Raw genomic sequence first — 16,126 nt, 5'->3', positions numbered from 1 at the left:
AATGGAACTGTTTTTACAATTCATTGCCTTGTCAGCTGTAATCGCCTCTACTGCTGCTGTCTATTCCAAGATCCTTCCAGTCCGCGAGAAAGTATCCTGCAACAGCATCATGATTGCTGCAATGGCGCTTGGAACGATGAACGGCCTGATTATAGGGACGATCCTCGCATTGACTCAATCATTTTCAGTGAATAGTATCCTGTCTCTGATTGTCGGTATGAGTACCGGACTAATCTTAGGCGCTATGTTCAACTCCATGACGGCCATTGAAGGGATTTTGGGCGGCGTCATGGGCGGACTGATGGGAGCCATGCTCGGGGAAATGCTCGTTGCGGAATACATTTATCTCTTCAGCTTCGTCTTGATGCTGATTTCTGGACTGGTTGTTATTCTGTTGATCAAACATATTGAAGAAGAAACAGGTGCTCAAAAAGCCCAGAACAATTTAAAGAAATCAAGCTTCGGCAAATTGACGCTGATGGTTGCCGGGACAAGCCTCCTTCTTTTTTTAGGAATTGCGGTTGGAGCCAATGTTCCGAGCGAATCCAATGAAAATTTAGAAGAAACCCATCAGCATTAATTTAATAAAGTGCTAGACCTGTACATGAACTTGTACATCGTCTAGCACTTTTTGCTTTTAAATTAACTAGCTTTCTTCAATCGAAAATGCATTTTTAAACGCCAATAAAAAAGCACCAATCTCCATGGAATGGAAATGGGTGCCTCAATTTATTTATTTTGCGTCGCGTGATTCTCTTGGCGGTTGGCATACGTCGCATTTGCGCTGGTTGTTCTTGTTGAATTTCGTGAAAGTCTTTTCAAAGTTGTTGCCGCATGAACATTTAAACAGCAGCTTTTGAGAAAAACCGTGGTACTCCGTTGATAATAATGTGCTGTCTGAATTCTTTTCTACGAATTCTCTAATTTTATCGATCGTCCATCGTTTATTCATTCTGTTACACCTCTATAGTTTATTGGTAAGCGGTTGGCCGTCCATTCAATCGGGAACACATGCCGTCATCATCCTAAGTTCCTCATTATAGCACGGATGAGCACAAGATACTTACTTCGATGATTAAAAAAAGCATCGGTTTCAAGCACCGATGCTTTCTAATTCCAAATATTTTCATCATAAGAAATAAAGGATTCCGTTCACAAAATCAAGAATTCTCTGCCTAGCTTTCCAGTATTAAATTATTTATTTTTTACAGGATGATAATAGACATGCTCCGTATAATCTGTAATGATTCCATCTACATTCAGATCGAATAGACGTAGAGCTTGTTCTTGTGATCTTGAAGTGTATGGATAAATCTTCATCCCCGCTTCATGAACATCACTGACCATTTCATCCGTCACAATGTTCATAGTGGGATTGAAATAATCAGCATAAGCAGCGAATTGATCTAATTGTTCTTCCGTTACATTTGCCCAGCTCGCTCCTGCCAGAACGCCATGAGAGAGATTCGGCAAAAGTTCTTTAGATTTTTTCATGGATTCATGGTTAAAGGATTGGATGATGATTTTCCCGTTATTCGATATATCCATATTTCTTTCAATCAAAGCATCCGCAACTTTCTCTTCCATCCCAGGATAAAGTTCCGGCGCTTTCAACTCGATTAAAATGCCGACCTTTCCACGAAACGCATCTAATACTTCCTCAAAGGTCGGAACCTTCTCACCAGCATAGTCTTCACTAAACCAGCTGCCTGCATCCAACTGTCTGATCTCCTCAAACGTTAAATCGCCCACTTTGCCAGTTCCATTTGTTGTACGGTCCACTGTGGTGTCATGAATCACGACAAGCTCCCCGTCTTTCGTCATTTGAACATCAATTTCAATATAGTCAGCCTTCATTTCAAATCCTTTTTGGAAGGCTTCCATCGTGTTCTCTGGTGCATGTCCAGAAGCACCGCGATGTGCTACGTTTACCATTTTTTGCTGTTCCTGTTTCGATATCATTTCGCTTACTTCCCCGTGTTCAGCAGCAAGTACAGGTCCAGTAAAGCTTGTCATCGCAATACTTACAGCTAAAATAGTGCTCATTCGTTTCATTTAACCACTCCTTATTTAAGTTCAACCTAATTATAAGCAGTGACTATAAAGTGGGTATTAATAACATATTAAGAAATGTAAAGGAAATATATGTACTTCCCTTTAGATTCCCTTTTATGAAGCAATCAAAAAAAGCGCCATTTCCAGCAAAGGAGTTGACGCTTTTTTTATAGTTGTTTCTTACATTTCCGAAAATAATGACCCTGATTTGGGAAGAATAATACAGATTATGTTTTGATATTATACAGTTTTGTTTTTGGCTACTGCATAAGTTTTGCTTAAAAGATCATTCTTCGGATGAAGACCTGCTGCTGCTATGATACCCAAAACAGCACAGGCAATGATGTAAACGAAGGCAGATACATATAAGCGTTTTATCTTTATAATACTTTTTTGATTCATCAGCCGAGGCAAGAAATTTTAATGTAGAAATTCGATAAAAAATTATGGAAGGCTTTTTTGATAAGATGGTTTTTGTGAAAATGAAAAAGCTCCTTCTGCAGGAGCTGTCCGTTTCGTTATTCATCTTCTCTTAGTTCTTCAGCAAAACCGATTTTATCACCTGCTCCTGTTCCTTCTCTCAAAGCTTTCGCAAATTCCTCCTGGCTTTTGAAAAAAACAACCTGATTCTCTCTTGTGCGTGTTTCCATGGCTTTTATTTGATTTGTTTGATTCATTTTTCTTACCTCCACAATCTGTAATTCATTCAACAATACGTCTCGTTTCTTGACGCAAAAAAAGCGCCAGTTTTGAAGCGAAACTGTTTGTAATATGATTATTCCCCTCATATCTCCATCGATAAACATGTCTCGCTCTTCATTTTTTGGCCATTCTCTTAAGCTATATGAGTTGATGGGACAACTCGTTACTGCAGCTTCATCAAAGTGAAAAAGAAGACCTTTTGCAAGTTCATGGAACTTGCAAAAGGTCTTCTCAGAAGTTTCATTTAAGTGGTTTGGCTTTTCAACCAACTGCGATTCTTTGCTCAAATTCATGAAGCAAAGCCCGCACTTCATCCGTCGACTCCGTCTTCAGTAATTGATTTTTCAACTCCTCGGCGTCCGGAATGGCGCTGACATAGATCTTAAAGAAACGGCGCAGCGGCCTGAACGGCAGCGGTTCTGTTTCTGTGGAATATTGATCATGGAGATCCAGCTGCAGTTTCAAGAGGCCAAGGAATTCCTCGGTGCTGTGCTCCCGCGGCTCTTTTTCAAAGGCAAACGGATTCTGGAAAATTCCGCGCCCGATCATGACGCCATCGATGCCGTATTTGTCGGCAAGCTCCATACCTGTTTGGTAATCCGGGATATCGCCATTGATCGTCAACAGCGTATCCGGCGCCAGCTCATCCCGCAAAGCCTTGATTTCCGGAATCAGTTCCCAATGCGCAGGTACTGCGCTCAATTCTTTTTTCGTGCGCAGGTGGATCGACAAATTGGCGATGTCCTGCTCCAAGACATGCGACAGCCAGCCTTTCCACTCACCCACATCGGTATAGCCAAGCCGGGTCTTCACACTGACCGGCAATCCGCCCGCTTTAGCGGCCTGGATGACTTCCGCTGCGTTATCTGGAAAGCGGATCATGCCGCTGCCTTTTCCTTTGGTCGCTACGTTCGGCACCGGACAGCCCATATTGATATCGATTCCTTTAAAGCCTTGTTTCGCCATGCCGATGCTCATTTCCCGGAACTGCTCGGGTTTATTTCCCCATATATGCGCCACGATCGGCTGTTCATCTTCTGTAAACGTCAATCGCCCTTGTTCACTAAAAATGCCGTCTGGGTTGCAGTAACTTTCCGTATTCGTAAATTCCGTAAAAAACACGTCCGGACGTGCCGCTTTCGCCACCACTTTTCGAAAAACCACATTCGTGACTTCTTCCATCGGCGCCAAGATAAAAAACGGCCGCGGCAAATCACGCCAAAAATTTTCTTTCATTCTCAAACTTCAATCCTTTCATTACGGGACGGAGGAACAGCCCTTCATCCAAAACTCTTCATCTATACTGAAATAAAACCCTCAATTTCCATTATAGCGCCATCTCAATTTTTCTTAATCTTACATAGTTTACACGAGTCACGCAGTTGTGAAAAGCAGGGTGCTTTAAATAGACTTCCTATTGAGCACGTCTAATTCCCCTGCCACTTTCCGAAAATAATTTAGGCATGCTCCCAGTCATTTTCAAATGCCGTACACTTCTTTCTTTACGCAAGAAGCGCCAAATCCGCTAAAGGAATTGGCGCTTCTTTTGATCAACAACCTCTTGTAAGGGAACAGAACATGCCGCCCTTTCAGAAGAGCTGCTTAAAAGAATTTATACGTGTTCTTTCCTGCTTTTTTTGCCCGATATAAGGCTTCATCCGCATTTTTAAGAACGGTGTTCAAATCATTAGTACTCCCGCTAGGATAAGAAGCAATTCCAAGGCTTGTAGAGAGTTGATAGTTGGCGTCCCATGTACTTAAACTGCCGAGTACATGTTCCGCCCGTTCACTCATTTCCTCTTTGCTCAATATGTGCGGAAAATGGACGATAAATTCATCTCCGCCTAACCGGACTGCAAAGGCATCGTCGTAGTCATCTGCAAATTTTTCAAGCTTAGACGCAACTTCTTTTAACACCAGGTCCCCGGTATCGTGGCCGTGTATATCGTTGACCTTTTTAAATCCATCCAAATCGAGAAAGAATACCGCTCCTCCTGATTCGGAATGTTCTTCAAAAAATCTGGAAAGGTAATGCCGGTTGTATAGTTCAGTTAAAGCATCACGATAGGCAACACGCTCCAGAACCAAATAGTAAGAAAACATCCTGACTATTCTTTGAAGCATGGTGATGCTCTTCTCGTCAAATCGGCTTTGCTCATGATGTACCGCACATAATGTCCCAAACCGCTCTCCATCAATAAAAGAAATAGGAATCCCCAAATACGACTTAGCATTGACACCTTCAAGTGCATTTCTTAATTCACTCGGACAAGTTTGTTCCGTAATGTCTTCATAGATTAATGGATGTTTGTTTTCAAAATCAATCCGGTCACAAACCGTGTCGCCAAGGTTAATCATCATTCCTTCCGTCAAAAGAATCCTTGTATCATAATTTGAAAGCTTTAAAATAATTTGCTGGGTATCGCTAAAAGACGTTAAATAAAGCAATTGATCAGGCAAAATTTCTTTTGCCAAATCCAGCACATCACTAGCCAGCTCATCAAAATTTTTATACATCTGCAACTCTTGCAACGTGATCGCCATAAAGCACCTCGATTATTATCATAATTTATTTCGATTGGTTAATCTTGCCATTAAACAAACTATATATACTTTTGACTATCAGTTAAAAGAGTAAGACTCTTCAACTAAATTGCTCAATAGTATTAAGTGTATCATTTTTCACAGCACATAATAACAACTTTTCCCAAAATTCAAGCGAATATATATGGGAGCAAAAACAAAAAGAACTCTAGTCCCTTCATAATAAGGAGTTTAGAGTTCTTTTTTAGTGATTATTATTCCAACTGTTCCTGGGTGATTTGAAAAACAGAACCTTCATTAGATGATCTTCCAGGATTTTACCTCTCAATATATTCAAATAGAAACGACTGTCCATTACGGTAAAAACGCGGATCATATAACCCCAAGCGCTTTCCATCATCCACTACAACAACAAAAGGCGACCATTCGTAAAGTGTTTTTGCTTCAGGACGCTGGGAGAATAAGTAGTTAAGATCTGCATCTTCATCTGAAGGCAGAACGTATTGTTCTTTTGGATCCTGGAACAAATTATCTTTGAAAATGGTTACGGTATCGTCCTGTTTCACAATGACTGAATAGGTCCAAGGAATAAAATCAGCAGAAAGAGCGACCTGATCGTATTTTTCATCGTATTGATTGTATATGAGGAACCCTTGAATGCTTTGAATAATGAGGTGAAGACTTATCAATACCCAAGCCATTTTGAAATAGTAAGGCGACTTTTGCTTATTTTTTTTCGATAAAACAAAAGCGATCCCCATAATGGCCCAGAACACCAAATCAACGATGGGAATGGTTCCGAAGGTAATTCGAGTATTTAAGAAAGGCTCCAGATAACCTGTCCCCCATGCATTAAACAGATCACTGGTGATATGAATAAACACAGCCAGCCAACCAAGAAAAAACAGCTTTTTATCTTTTACTTTAAAAATGATAACACAAATAAAAAAGAGGAAAGCTGCCCATAGCGGTGTCAGGAAAATAGAATGTGTGATGCCTCTATGCCACATCTGATATTGCCCTGCAGTATCCCACAAACGTGAAATGACATCTATATCGGGAATCAGGCTTGCTCCTACCGCTGTAAGTAAATAAGCCCGCTTATGATTTTTATCCATTTCTTTTTTATCCACTGTTCCGTACAATGTGAGTCCGAATAAGGTATGTGTAATGGTATCCAAAGTGCTGCCTCCAATATTTTCTTATCCTTGCATCAATAAATTGTACTCCAAACAGCCGAATAGGAGATTGAAAAAGCTCTTATCTTTATTCTGTATTATAGAACGTTCAAGTATGGAGATAAAAACATTTGAAACCGGCATACGATGAATGGGAAATAATTATGGCAGAATTAAGTCCGGAATTTTCCCGTTCATTATGTCATACCTCAACTGTTAGCTGATGCGGGACTTCACTACATACAGAGGCGTTTTCTTCTAATTATGCTTCCATACACAAAAAGCGCCAACTCCTAATAAGGAGTTGGCGCTTTAAATATTGGGACTAGATTACATCATGCCGCCCATGCCGCCCATATCAGGCATTCCGCCCATTGGTGCTGCTGGTTCAGGGATGTCTGCTACAACTGCTTCAGTAGTCAAGAACATTGCCGCAACAGAAGCTGCGTTTTGTAATGCTGAACGCGTCACTTTAGTTGGGTCGACGATTCCTTCTGCAAGCATGTTGACCCACTGGCCGTTAGCTGCGTTAAAGCCGATGCCGACTTCTTCTGATTTCAGGCGGTGAACGATGATGGATCCTTCAAGCCCTGCGTTTGTTGCGATTTGGCGAACTGGCTCTTCAAGTGCACGAAGAACGATGTTGATGCCTGTTGCTACGTCGCCTTCTTGAGACTCAAGAAGTTCTGCCACTTGGTTGTATACGTTGATAAGAGCAGTACCACCACCCGCAACGATACCTTCTTCAACTGCTGCACGAGTTGCGTTCAATGCATCTTCAATGCGAAGTTTGCGTTCTTTCAACTCAGTTTCAGTAGCCGCTCCGACTTTAATGACTGCAACACCGCCAGCTAGTTTAGCCAAACGCTCCTGCAATTTCTCTTTGTCGAATTCAGAAGTTGTTTCTTCCAATTGGCTGCGGATTTGTGTTACGCGGCCAACGATTTTCGCTTGGTCTCCAGCACCTTCAACGATTGTTGTGTTTTCTTTTGAAACAACAACTTTAGAAGCACGGCCAAGTTGAGTAATGTTTGTCGATTTCAGCTCAAGGCCAAGATCTTCTGTAATCACTTCAGCGCCAGTCAACGTTGCGATGTCTTCAAGCATAGCTTTGCGGCGGTCACCGAATCCAGGAGCTTTAACAGCTACTGCATTGAATGTTCCACGCAATTTGTTTACTACTAATGTAGCAAGTGCTTCGCCTTCAACGTCTTCTGCAACGATCAATAGCGGTTTGCTTTGTTGTACAACCTGCTCCAATACAGGAAGGATTTCCTGGATGTTGCCGATTTTCTTATCTGTAACCAAAATGAATGGGTTGTCCAGGACAGCTTCCATTTTCTCAGAATCTGTTACCATGTAAGGAGACTGATATCCGCGGTCGAATTGCATACCTTCCACGACATCAAGTTCCGTTGTGAAGCCACGGGACTCTTCCAGCGTGATAACGCCGTCGTTGCCAACGCGCTCCATTGCTTCAGCGATCAAGTTACCTACTTCAGCGTCTCCAGAAGAAATCGCTGCAACTTGTGCGATTGATTCTTTTCCTTCGATTTGCTGGGAAACAGATTTCAAGCCTTCAACAGCGCTTTCCACTGCCATTTCAATACCGCGGCGGATACCGACAGGGTTTGCACCAGCTGTAACGTTTTTCAAGCCTTCACGGATCATTGCTTGCGCTAGAACCGTTGCAGTTGTCGTACCGTCCCCTGCGATGTCGTTCGTCTTAGAAGCTACTTCAGCAACCAATTTCGCGCCCATGTTTTCAAATGCGTTTTCAAGTTCGATTTCTTTCGCAATGGTTACACCATCGTTAGTAATAAGAGGTGAACCGAATTTCTTTTCAAGTACTACGTTGCGCCCTTTTGGCCCAAGCGTCACTTTTACTGCATCTGCTAATTTATCAACACCAGCAGCCATTAAACTGCGTGCATCTTCGCTGAATTTAATTTCTTTTGCCATCTGTAGTTTCCTCCTCTATCTAATTACCATTCTAAATTAAAATAGTTTACTAAGTGATATGAAGCAAGGCAGCGTAGACGCCTGCGGGAAAGCGAGAAAGCCGAGACCCTGCAGGAGCGCAGCGACGAAGCGGCTTGGCGCTCGCCCGCGGCAAGCGAAGCTGGCTTGCGGAATATCAGCACTACAATTTATTAACCCAATACTGCTAAAATATCGTTTTCGCGTAAGATTAAGTATTCTTTGCCTTCATATTTAAGTTCAGTGCCTGCGTATTTTGAGAAGATGATCCGGTCGCCTTCTTTGACTTCCAGTTCAGTGCGCTGTCCATTGTCACGGATAACTCCATTACCTACAGCGATCACTTTGCCTTCCTGCGGTTTTTCCTGTGCCGAACCCGGCAGTACAATTCCGCTTGAAGTCTTTTCTTCTGCTTCTACAAGCTCAATAATTACGCGATCTCCTAATGGTCTTAACAATTGAAACACCCTCCTCAGATTATCTAAATCGTTTCCATTAGCACTCTAACACCTAGAGTGCTAACCCACTTCTCAGTTTAATAAAATCCCTTGCCTTTTGCAAGTCTAAACATTCACTTTTTTTAATTCTTTGCGGTTCGGTTTTGAAACCTCTACAATAGTAGTAATCCGTGAAACGAAAGGAAATCTGTGTATGAAAATAAATGTAAAAGCTAAAGCTGATACAGACCGTTCCGGCAAACAGAAGTTCAGTATGAAAACAAGCCGGAAAGGCAAAAAAACGCCGCTATATGTATTGTTGATTTTCATCGTTGTGCAGCTTGCACCGATTTTATTTATTGCACCGACACTGAATTATTTCCGTGGCCAAGGCTTGGATGAAGCTACCGCATTGGCCTCCACTTCCGGCTGGCTGATTGTGTTCACTATGGGTACCGGGTTTATTGTAACGATGATCGTCATTTTGCGCGACAAACGCTTTTTCGATATCTGGAAAGGCAAAAAAGCAAGCCTTCCTGCTGCCATCGGCTGGGGTGCCCTTGGCTTTCTGCTATTGCTGATTGGACAATCTATTGCAGCCATGATTGAAATGTCCATAGGCATCGAAGCTGGATCTGAAAACACCATGGCACTCGTCAATATTGCCGAAGTGGTTCCAATGGCGATTCTCGCTGTCGTGTTATTCGGACCGATTTTGGAAGAACTCGTATTCCGCCGCGTTGTGTTCGGTTCATTGAACCAAACCACCAACTTCTTTGTGGCCACTGCTGTCAGTGCCTTGGTTTTTGGCCTTGTCCATATGGAATTCAGCCATTTGCTGCTGTACTTTACTACGGGCTTGATACTGGCCTTCCTTTACCAAAGAACGAAACGCATCATCACTCCGATTATTGCGCACATCATGCTGAACGGCTATGTCATGCTGATTCAATTGAATATGGATAAAATCGAGAACTTCCTGAAGCAGCTCGAAAATATGCAGTAATGAAGAAAGCAAGAAAAGCCTTCCCCGAATTGATTCGGCGGAAGGCTTTTCTATTGCTGCTTGATTTGGTAAATAAGCGTTTGCAGTTCTACAGACAAATCGATTGTCTGCACACGAATATGGTCCGGAACCGAGATGCGGACAGGCGTGAAATTCAAGATGCCTTTAATGTCGGTTTTCGCGAGGCGATCCGTCACTTCTTGGGCAGAGCGTGAAGGCACGGTCAAAATGACCAGTTCAATCCCTAATTCCTCTATCTTTTCTTCAATGCGGTCCGGATGATACGTATCAATCCCACTGATTTGTTCACCTTCATACGGCGAGTTCGAATCGAATGCGAGAACAATCTTGGTGTTGTGGTTGCGCTGGAAATTGTACTTTAAAAACGCACTTCCCAAATTCCCGACACCGATCAGCGCCACATTGGTCGCTTCGTCCTGGTCGAGGGTTTTCCGGAAAAATGCGAGCAGGTCCTGAACATCATAGCCATACCCTTTTTTGCCCAAAGCGCCCAAATGGGAAAAATCCCGGCGAATGGTGGCCGAGTCGATTTTCATCGCTTCACTCAATTCCTGAGAGGAAATCCGTTTTTGTCCGGCGTTCGCGAAGTTCTGGAGAAAACGGTAATAAAGCGGCAATCGTTTAGTTGTGGCTTGCGGAATTTTTGATGGTTCATGTAACATGCAACGTTACCTCCTGCGGTCGTATCAAATCGATTTTATCTTACATGAGGCGGCCCGATATGTAAAGCTGGCTTGATTGCGAACAACCCGCCCATCGGCTACACTTAAAAGAGAATAGAGGTGACCCACATGATTGTTTTACAAGTAAACCAAGTCCATAAATCGTTTGGAGCGGATGAAATCCTCTCCGGCGTCAAATTGGAAGTCCAACACCGCGACCGCGTTGCACTCGTGGGCCGCAACGGCGCAGGAAAATCAACTTTGCTAAAAATCATATCCGGTGAAATGTCTTACGACAGCGGCGATATCATCATGCCGAAAGACTTGACTATCGGCTATTTGGAACAACAAACCGACCTGGAATCAGAAGCGACCATTTGGGACGAAATGATGACGATTTTCAGTCATTTCCGTGAACAGGAAGCAAAGCTTCGCCAACTCGAAGCGAAAATGGCCGATCCGGACGTTTACGATGATGCCGCGCAATATGAAAAAGTCATGCACGAATACGATACATTGCAGCACGATTTCAAAGATGCAGGCGGCTATCAGTTTGAAGCCGACACAAGGGCCATCCTTCATGGCATGAAATTCTATCCGGAAGACTATGATAAAAAAGTGGTTTCCTTATCAGGCGGCCAGAAAACGCGCTTGATGCTCGCCAAATTGCTGCTCAGCAAACCACAGCTCTTGATTCTCGATGAGCCCACCAACCACTTGGACATTGAAACTTTGAGCTGGCTCGAAAATTATTTGAAGAACTATCCGGGCGCTTTGCTGATTGTTTCGCATGACCGCTACTTCCTCGATCAAGTGGTAACACTTGTCTATGAAGTATCCCGTCATCGCGTCAAAAAGTATACGGGCAACTACAGCCGCTATCTCGATGAAAAAGCGAAGCAATACGAACTCGATTTAAAGCAATTCGAGAAGCAGCAAAGCGAAAAAGCAAAGCTTGAAGATTACGTCCAGCGCAACTTGGTCCGTGCCTCCACCACAAAAATGGCGCAAAGCCGCAGACGGGTTCTGGAGAAAACTGATTGGATGGGTGCGCCTGACGGCGATGAGAAATCTGCACGTTTCGGCTTTACCATTGAAAAACAAAGCGGCAACGATGTCTTGAATGTCCAATCGCTTGCCATCGGCTACGGCAGCCAGCCGGTTTCACAGAATATCTCATTGAAACTATACCGCCAAGATAGTTTGGCACTTGTCGGACCCAATGGCGTTGGCAAATCGACGCTTTTGAAAACGATCATGAAAGAACTGAAACCACTCGGCGGTACCATTCATTACGGCACCGGCATCCAGTTCGGCTATTATGACCAGGAACAAGCCAACTTAAAAGGCAACAAACTCGTATTGAATGAATTATGGGATGATTACCCGCATATCAATGAAAAAGATATCCGTGGTATTCTGGGGCGTTTCCTGTTTTCAGGTGACGATGTATTAAAACCGATTTCCACACTATCCGGAGGCGAAAAAGCGCGGGTTGCGCTTGCTAAGCTGATGATGCAAAAAGCCAATGTGCTGCTTCTCGATGAGCCCACCAACCACTTGGATCTCGATAGCAAAGAAGTGCTGGAAAATGCTCTGATCGATTATCCGGGTACAATTTTATTCGTTTCCCATGACCGGTATTTCATGAACCGCCTTTCCACTAAAGTCTTGGAATTGACCCAAAATGGCACTACTGAATACTTGGGCAACTATGACTATTACGTGGAAAAGAAACTGGAAATGGAAGAGCTGCAAGCACTTGAAGATGCAGAAAAAGCTGTCGTAGTTAAAACGGTTCCAGTGGCCACCACTTCACAAATCAATAAAGAAGCGAAAAAACTGGAACGCCAACTGCAGCGCCAGACAGAAGAAACCGAGCAGGAGATGGAAAAGCTCGATCAGCAAATTGCCGAGATTGAAGAATTGCTGTGCAAGCCGGAAGTTTTCCAGGACCATGAAAAAGTCCTTCCTCTACAAAACCAGCTCGACAAACTGAAAGAAACGCATGAAGAAAAAATGCTGACGTGGCTGGAACTGCAAGAACAGCTTGAAAAAGTGGACCATTGACCGCATACTATTGTATGCGGTTTTCATTTCCCTATATATAGGTCAACACCTTTTCGCGAAATATTTATTTCCACAAAGTTGCTCACAAGCTCCGCATGATTAAATCAACTATCAACAGGGTTTTCCACATTATCCACAGTTTTTTAAAATGTTATCCACATAGTTTTCCCCTTAATAGTACACAAGATATAGGAAAAAGGGTGTTTTTCAGAAAGTTATGAACATGTTATACACAAATTGTGCATAAGTACAAATGTTCTCTATTGACAGCGAACGTCTTTTTTGTCCATAAAAGAGTCTGAAAACAACAAAAAAACTCAGCTGAAACCTAAAAAACCGGTTCCAACTGAGCCTTTATTTCCATGAAGTTAAAGCCATTCCTGGACGGCCGTTCATAGCCATATTTCCAGTAATGCCATTTTCGAACATGACCGTTCCTGCCGCCGCAATCATCGCCGCATTGTCTGTGCAAAGCGGCAAGGATGGGATAAAGAACGGAATGCCTTTTTCCGCAAAAGCGGCAGATAAAGAAGTTCTGAGCCCTTTATTTGCAGCCACGCCACCGGCAGCAATCACTTGGCGTGCTTTATACTGTTCAGCAGCTCTCAATGCCTTCGCAGTCACCACTTCAACTACGCTGTTCTGGAAGCCTGCAGCCACATGTTCAGGCGGCACTACTTCACCGCGCTGCTTGGCATTATGCATATAATTTAAAACAGAAGATTTCAAGCCACTGAAACTGAAATCATAAGATCCTTCCTCCAGCCATACCCGAGGAAAATCAATGGCACCGTCGCTTTGATGCGCCAAACGGTCGATATGCGGACCTCCTGGATAAGGTAGGTTCAGTGTTCTTGCCACTTTGTCATAAGCTTCTCCGGCTGCGTCGTCACGGGTCTCCCCGATTACTTCAAAGCTGCCATGCTCTTTCATATAAATCAATTCCGTATGGCCTCCTGAAATTACAAGAGCCAATAACGGGAATTCCATTTCCTGTTCCAAACGGTTGGCATAAATATGCCCCGCAATATGATGGACGCCGACAAGCGGCAAGCTATGGGCAAAGGCAAAAGCTTTTGCTGCATTCACACCGATCAATAAAGCTCCTACTAATCCAGGGCCTTCTGTTACCGCGACGGCATCCAGCTGATGCGGTTCCATATTGGCACGTGATAAAGCTTCTTCAATTACAATCGTGATTTGCTCGACATGATGCCGGGAAGCAATTTCCGGTACCACACCGCCAAAGCGCTTATGGCTTTCTATTTGAGACGCTACCACATTTGAAACGATTTCCCGGCCGTTTTTGACGATGGAAGCTGCTGTTTCATCGCAGCTCGTTTCAATGCCCAATACATAAATATCTTCATTCATTAAAATTCACCCACATCACTATGGCATCTTCCAGATTATCGGTATAATACCGTTTTCGGATGCCACCATTTTTAAATCCCAATTTCCGGTACAGATTCTGTGCTACGGTGTTACTGACTCTCGCTTCAAGTGTCATCAGAATCGCTCCATGCGCTTTTGCCGTTTCTATGGCGGCCTCCATCAAGCGCTCACCTAACTTTTTCCCTCGTTCATCCGGATGGATGGCAATATTCGTTACATGGCACTCATCCAAAATAAGCCACATTCCACAATACCCTATTATCCCTTTGTCTGTTTCAGCGACTACATAATAGGCATTTTCGTTATGCAGCATTTCGTAAAAGAAAGATTCTTTCGTCCAAGGCAAAGTAAAAGACAATTTTTCAATCTCATATACCTCATTAATGTCTTTTACCGTCATTTTGCGAAACCTTACCTCGGCACTCATAGCACTTGGCCTTCTTGGCTTTTGATATAGTTGGCCTCTGCTTCTGTGATGCGCTGGTATTCAGGAACCGCATGATGGACATCCTCTGATGGAACGTCCTTTGCCAGCATAATCAAGTTAGTCGCACGCGGCAAACGGTTTTGAGGTGCACTAAACAGAGCCAAGTCGCCCATTGCTTCCCGAATAGCCACTTCATGAATCGCAATATCAACCCCAGTGAATAAAACCGGCTTATTGAGTGCTTTGACTTTACTCAAAAACTCCTTCAAATCACTGTGCTGATCTGCAATCACTGATTCCAAACTATACCCATCATAAAGGCCGGTAAAGACTGTTCCTCGGCGGGCATCCATAATTGGACAGATGACGCCGTCAAAGTATTGCCCATTAGCTGCCAGAACCTTTAAGCTCGAAACCATATGAAGAGGAATTTTTAGCGACCATGCCAGTGTTTTGGCAATCGTTAAACCGATCCGGACTCCAGTATAGGAACCCGGGCCTTCAGCCACAGCAATATGCGTGACATCTTTTGGAGTAATTTTCGCTTTTTTCATCATTTCCTCAATAGCAGGCATTGCAGTCAAAGAATGATTGATCTTTAAGTTGGTTGTTTCTTCTATTAGAACGGTTTCATCTGACATCAGCGCAATCGCCAATGGAGAATTTGAGGTATCAATTCCTAGATAGATCATGATAAATTTAGCTCCTTGCACAAAATTTCATATCGAGCGCCAAGCGGTCGGAGCTCAATGATCCGGCTTTCTTCCGACTGTCGGGTAATGTTGATTTCCAAACGTTCATTTGGCAGGTATTCTTCTATAAATTTCGCCCATTCGATTACAGAAACCGCCTGGCTTTCAAACAGTTCATCAAAACCGATGTCTTCATCGCTATTTTCCAACCGGTACACATCAAAATGGTTTAAATCCAAATCGCCTTCGTATTGTTTTAAAATAGTGAACGTCGGGCTATTCACCATCCGCTCTATGCCAAGGCCTTTGGCCAGCCCTTTGGTGAATGTGGTTTTTCCGGCTCCTAGATCTCCTTCAAGTGTCAAAAGATCCTGCGGCTGTAAAAAGCCTGCAAGCTTAGCCGCAAATTCTTCAGTTTCTTCAGGAGAATTAACTTCTATTGTATAAATCATTATAGGCCACCTCATTTGAGTCTTAACATAGTTTAGCGAAGAAATAGCAGTAAATCAAAATATATTCCTTCAGAAGCTCTTTTAAGAAAAGAAGCACAATTTCTTTATCATTTTTTATTTAAAACAAAAAAAATAAACACAGCGAGATCGCTGTGTTTATCTTGAAAATAACGGTCCCGACCGGGATCGAACCGGCGATCTCCTGCGTGACAGGCAGGCATGTTAACCGCTACACCACGGGACCAAAAAAAAAAACAGACCAGCGACGTCCTACTCTCACAGGGGGAGACCCCCAACTACCATCGGCGCAAAAGAGCTTAACTGCCGTGTTCGGGATGGGAACGGGTGTGGCCTCTTTGCCATCGTCACTGGACTGATGAGTGCTTGCGCCCTCAAAACCGGATATGCGACATTGATTCAAACTGTTGTTGGTTAAGTCCTCGATCGATTAGTATTCGTCAGCTGCACGCGTCGCCGCGCTTCCACCCCGAACCTATCTACCTCA

The 16,126-nt window shown here is 43.4% G+C and carries 16 protein-coding genes, 1 tRNA gene and 1 rRNA gene; 3 read left to right on the top strand and 15 right to left on the bottom strand.

Annotated elements, in window-relative coordinates:
- Nucleotide 1 precedes the first annotated feature (1 nt).
- The gene (locus AC3AQ9_RS12790) at nucleotides 2-580 is read left to right on the top strand and encodes a hypothetical protein (RefSeq protein ID WP_488307881.1); all 579 of its coding nucleotides are present in this window, start codon (nucleotides 2-4) and stop codon (nucleotides 578-580) included.
- 153 nt (nucleotides 581-733) lie between these two features.
- Here the strand turns inward: AC3AQ9_RS12790 and AC3AQ9_RS12785 are convergent, their stop codons facing one another.
- The 8 genes from AC3AQ9_RS12785 to groES all read right to left on the bottom strand — a co-directional run bounded on the left by AC3AQ9_RS12785 (nucleotide 734) and on the right by groES (nucleotide 8,917).
- Nucleotides 734-952 carry a hypothetical protein gene (locus AC3AQ9_RS12785; RefSeq protein ID WP_488307880.1) on the bottom strand — a complete coding sequence of 73 codons (219 nt, stop codon included), beginning with the start codon at nucleotides 950-952 and terminating at the stop codon, nucleotides 734-736.
- Between the two features lie 242 nt (nucleotides 953-1,194).
- On the bottom strand, nucleotides 1,195-2,055 hold the full coding sequence (locus AC3AQ9_RS12780; protein ID WP_488307879.1) for a glycerophosphodiester phosphodiesterase: 861 nt from the start codon (nucleotides 2,053-2,055) through the stop codon (nucleotides 1,195-1,197).
- A 518-nt stretch (nucleotides 2,056-2,573) separates the two neighbouring features.
- The gene (locus AC3AQ9_RS12775) at nucleotides 2,574-3,050 is read right to left on the bottom strand and encodes a hypothetical protein (protein WP_488307878.1); all 477 of its coding nucleotides are present in this window, start codon (nucleotides 3,048-3,050) and stop codon (nucleotides 2,574-2,576) included.
- Nucleotides 3,019-3,993 carry a tRNA dihydrouridine synthase gene (locus AC3AQ9_RS12770; protein WP_488307877.1) on the bottom strand — a complete coding sequence of 325 codons (975 nt, stop codon included), beginning with the start codon at nucleotides 3,991-3,993 and terminating at the stop codon, nucleotides 3,019-3,021. Before AC3AQ9_RS12770 ends, AC3AQ9_RS12775 begins: the two co-directional genes overlap by 32 nt.
- A 366-nt stretch (nucleotides 3,994-4,359) precedes the next feature.
- Nucleotides 4,360-5,301 (bottom strand): sensor domain-containing diguanylate cyclase, encoded by a 942-nt coding sequence (locus AC3AQ9_RS12765; RefSeq protein WP_488307876.1) that lies wholly within the window; start codon nucleotides 5,299-5,301, stop codon nucleotides 4,360-4,362.
- A 317-nt stretch (nucleotides 5,302-5,618) separates the two neighbouring features.
- The gene (locus AC3AQ9_RS12760) at nucleotides 5,619-6,482 is read right to left on the bottom strand and encodes a metal-dependent hydrolase (protein WP_488307875.1); all 864 of its coding nucleotides are present in this window, start codon (nucleotides 6,480-6,482) and stop codon (nucleotides 5,619-5,621) included.
- A 327-nt stretch (nucleotides 6,483-6,809) separates the two neighbouring features.
- A complete protein-coding gene (gene groL / locus AC3AQ9_RS12755; RefSeq protein WP_488307874.1) occupies nucleotides 6,810-8,441 on the bottom strand; it encodes a chaperonin GroEL in 1,632 nt (543 codons plus the stop codon).
- A 191-nt stretch (nucleotides 8,442-8,632) separates the two neighbouring features.
- Complete coding sequence (gene groES, locus AC3AQ9_RS12750) at nucleotides 8,633-8,917, bottom strand: co-chaperone GroES (RefSeq protein ID WP_488307873.1); 285 nt, start codon at nucleotides 8,915-8,917, stop codon at nucleotides 8,633-8,635.
- Nucleotides 8,918-9,110: 193 nt separating this feature from the next.
- Between groES and AC3AQ9_RS12745 the strand changes: the two genes are divergently transcribed.
- Nucleotides 9,111-9,902 (top strand): CPBP family intramembrane glutamic endopeptidase, encoded by a 792-nt coding sequence (locus AC3AQ9_RS12745; RefSeq protein ID WP_488307872.1) that lies wholly within the window; start codon nucleotides 9,111-9,113, stop codon nucleotides 9,900-9,902.
- Between the two features lie 50 nt (nucleotides 9,903-9,952).
- Here AC3AQ9_RS12745 and AC3AQ9_RS12740 read toward each other — a convergent pair whose 3' ends face one another.
- Nucleotides 9,953-10,585 carry a redox-sensing transcriptional repressor Rex gene (locus tag AC3AQ9_RS12740; RefSeq protein WP_488307871.1) on the bottom strand — a complete coding sequence of 211 codons (633 nt, stop codon included), beginning with the start codon at nucleotides 10,583-10,585 and terminating at the stop codon, nucleotides 9,953-9,955.
- A 129-nt stretch (nucleotides 10,586-10,714) separates the two neighbouring features.
- Here AC3AQ9_RS12740 and AC3AQ9_RS12735 point away from each other — a divergent pair, with 129 nt between their 5' ends.
- A complete protein-coding gene (locus AC3AQ9_RS12735; RefSeq protein ID WP_488307870.1) occupies nucleotides 10,715-12,655 on the top strand; it encodes an ABC-F family ATP-binding cassette domain-containing protein in 1,941 nt (646 codons plus the stop codon).
- 354 nt (nucleotides 12,656-13,009) lie between these two features.
- Here the strand turns inward: AC3AQ9_RS12735 and tsaD are convergent, their stop codons facing one another.
- The 6 genes from tsaD to rrf all read right to left on the bottom strand — a co-directional run bounded on the left by tsaD (nucleotide 13,010) and on the right by rrf (nucleotide 15,994).
- The gene (gene tsaD, locus AC3AQ9_RS12730) at nucleotides 13,010-14,029 is read right to left on the bottom strand and encodes a tRNA (adenosine(37)-N6)-threonylcarbamoyltransferase complex transferase subunit TsaD (RefSeq protein WP_488307869.1); all 1,020 of its coding nucleotides are present in this window, start codon (nucleotides 14,027-14,029) and stop codon (nucleotides 13,010-13,012) included.
- Nucleotides 14,022-14,477 carry a ribosomal protein S18-alanine N-acetyltransferase gene (gene rimI / locus AC3AQ9_RS12725; RefSeq protein ID WP_488307868.1) on the bottom strand — a complete coding sequence of 152 codons (456 nt, stop codon included), beginning with the start codon at nucleotides 14,475-14,477 and terminating at the stop codon, nucleotides 14,022-14,024. Before rimI ends, tsaD begins: the two co-directional genes overlap by 8 nt.
- Nucleotides 14,474-15,169: a tRNA (adenosine(37)-N6)-threonylcarbamoyltransferase complex dimerization subunit type 1 TsaB gene (tsaB, locus tag AC3AQ9_RS12720; RefSeq protein WP_488307867.1), complete on the bottom strand. Its 696-nt coding sequence runs from the start codon at nucleotides 15,167-15,169 to the stop codon at nucleotides 14,474-14,476. The genes rimI and tsaB overlap by 4 nt, the downstream gene beginning before the upstream one ends.
- Nucleotides 15,166-15,621 (bottom strand): tRNA (adenosine(37)-N6)-threonylcarbamoyltransferase complex ATPase subunit type 1 TsaE, encoded by a 456-nt coding sequence (gene tsaE, locus AC3AQ9_RS12715; protein ID WP_488307866.1) that lies wholly within the window; start codon nucleotides 15,619-15,621, stop codon nucleotides 15,166-15,168. Before tsaE ends, tsaB begins: the two co-directional genes overlap by 4 nt.
- Before the next feature lie 171 nt (nucleotides 15,622-15,792).
- A tRNA-Asp gene (locus AC3AQ9_RS12710) sits at nucleotides 15,793-15,865 on the bottom strand.
- 13 nt (nucleotides 15,866-15,878) lie between these two features.
- Nucleotides 15,879-15,994, bottom strand: a 5S ribosomal RNA gene (gene rrf / locus AC3AQ9_RS12705).
- Nucleotides 15,995-16,126 lie beyond the last annotated feature (132 nt).

This window comes from Planococcus sp. VCh962 (assembly GCF_057748275.1).
This window is presented reverse-complemented; position numbering and strand designations above follow the sequence as displayed.

Coding starts and splice junctions, on each gene's coding strand:
- AC3AQ9_RS12790 (WP_488307881.1), top strand. CDS start 2: ATGGAACTGTTTTTACAATTCATTGCCTTGTCAGCTGTAATCGCCTCT.
- AC3AQ9_RS12785 (WP_488307880.1), bottom strand. CDS start 952: ATGAATAAACGATGGACGATCGATAAAATTAGAGAATTCGTAGAAAAG.
- AC3AQ9_RS12780 (WP_488307879.1), bottom strand. CDS start 2,055: ATGAAACGAATGAGCACTATTTTAGCTGTAAGTATTGCGATGACAAGC.
- AC3AQ9_RS12775 (WP_488307878.1), bottom strand. CDS start 3,050: ATGAATTTGAGCAAAGAATCGCAGTTGGTTGAAAAGCCAAACCACTTA.
- AC3AQ9_RS12770 (WP_488307877.1), bottom strand. CDS start 3,993: ATGAAAGAAAATTTTTGGCGTGATTTGCCGCGGCCGTTTTTTATCTTG.
- AC3AQ9_RS12765 (WP_488307876.1), bottom strand. CDS start 5,301: ATGGCGATCACGTTGCAAGAGTTGCAGATGTATAAAAATTTTGATGAG.
- groL (WP_488307874.1), bottom strand. CDS start 8,441: ATGGCAAAAGAAATTAAATTCAGCGAAGATGCACGCAGTTTAATGGCT.
- AC3AQ9_RS12745 (WP_488307872.1), top strand. CDS start 9,111: ATGAAAATAAATGTAAAAGCTAAAGCTGATACAGACCGTTCCGGCAAA.
- AC3AQ9_RS12740 (WP_488307871.1), bottom strand. CDS start 10,585: ATGTTACATGAACCATCAAAAATTCCGCAAGCCACAACTAAACGATTG.
- AC3AQ9_RS12735 (WP_488307870.1), top strand. CDS start 10,715: ATGATTGTTTTACAAGTAAACCAAGTCCATAAATCGTTTGGAGCGGAT.
- tsaD (WP_488307869.1), bottom strand. CDS start 14,029: ATGAATGAAGATATTTATGTATTGGGCATTGAAACGAGCTGCGATGAA.
- rimI (WP_488307868.1), bottom strand. CDS start 14,477: ATGAGTGCCGAGGTAAGGTTTCGCAAAATGACGGTAAAAGACATTAAT.
- tsaB (WP_488307867.1), bottom strand. CDS start 15,169: ATGATCTATCTAGGAATTGATACCTCAAATTCTCCATTGGCGATTGCG.
- tsaE (WP_488307866.1), bottom strand. CDS start 15,621: ATGATTTATACAATAGAAGTTAATTCTCCTGAAGAAACTGAAGAATTT.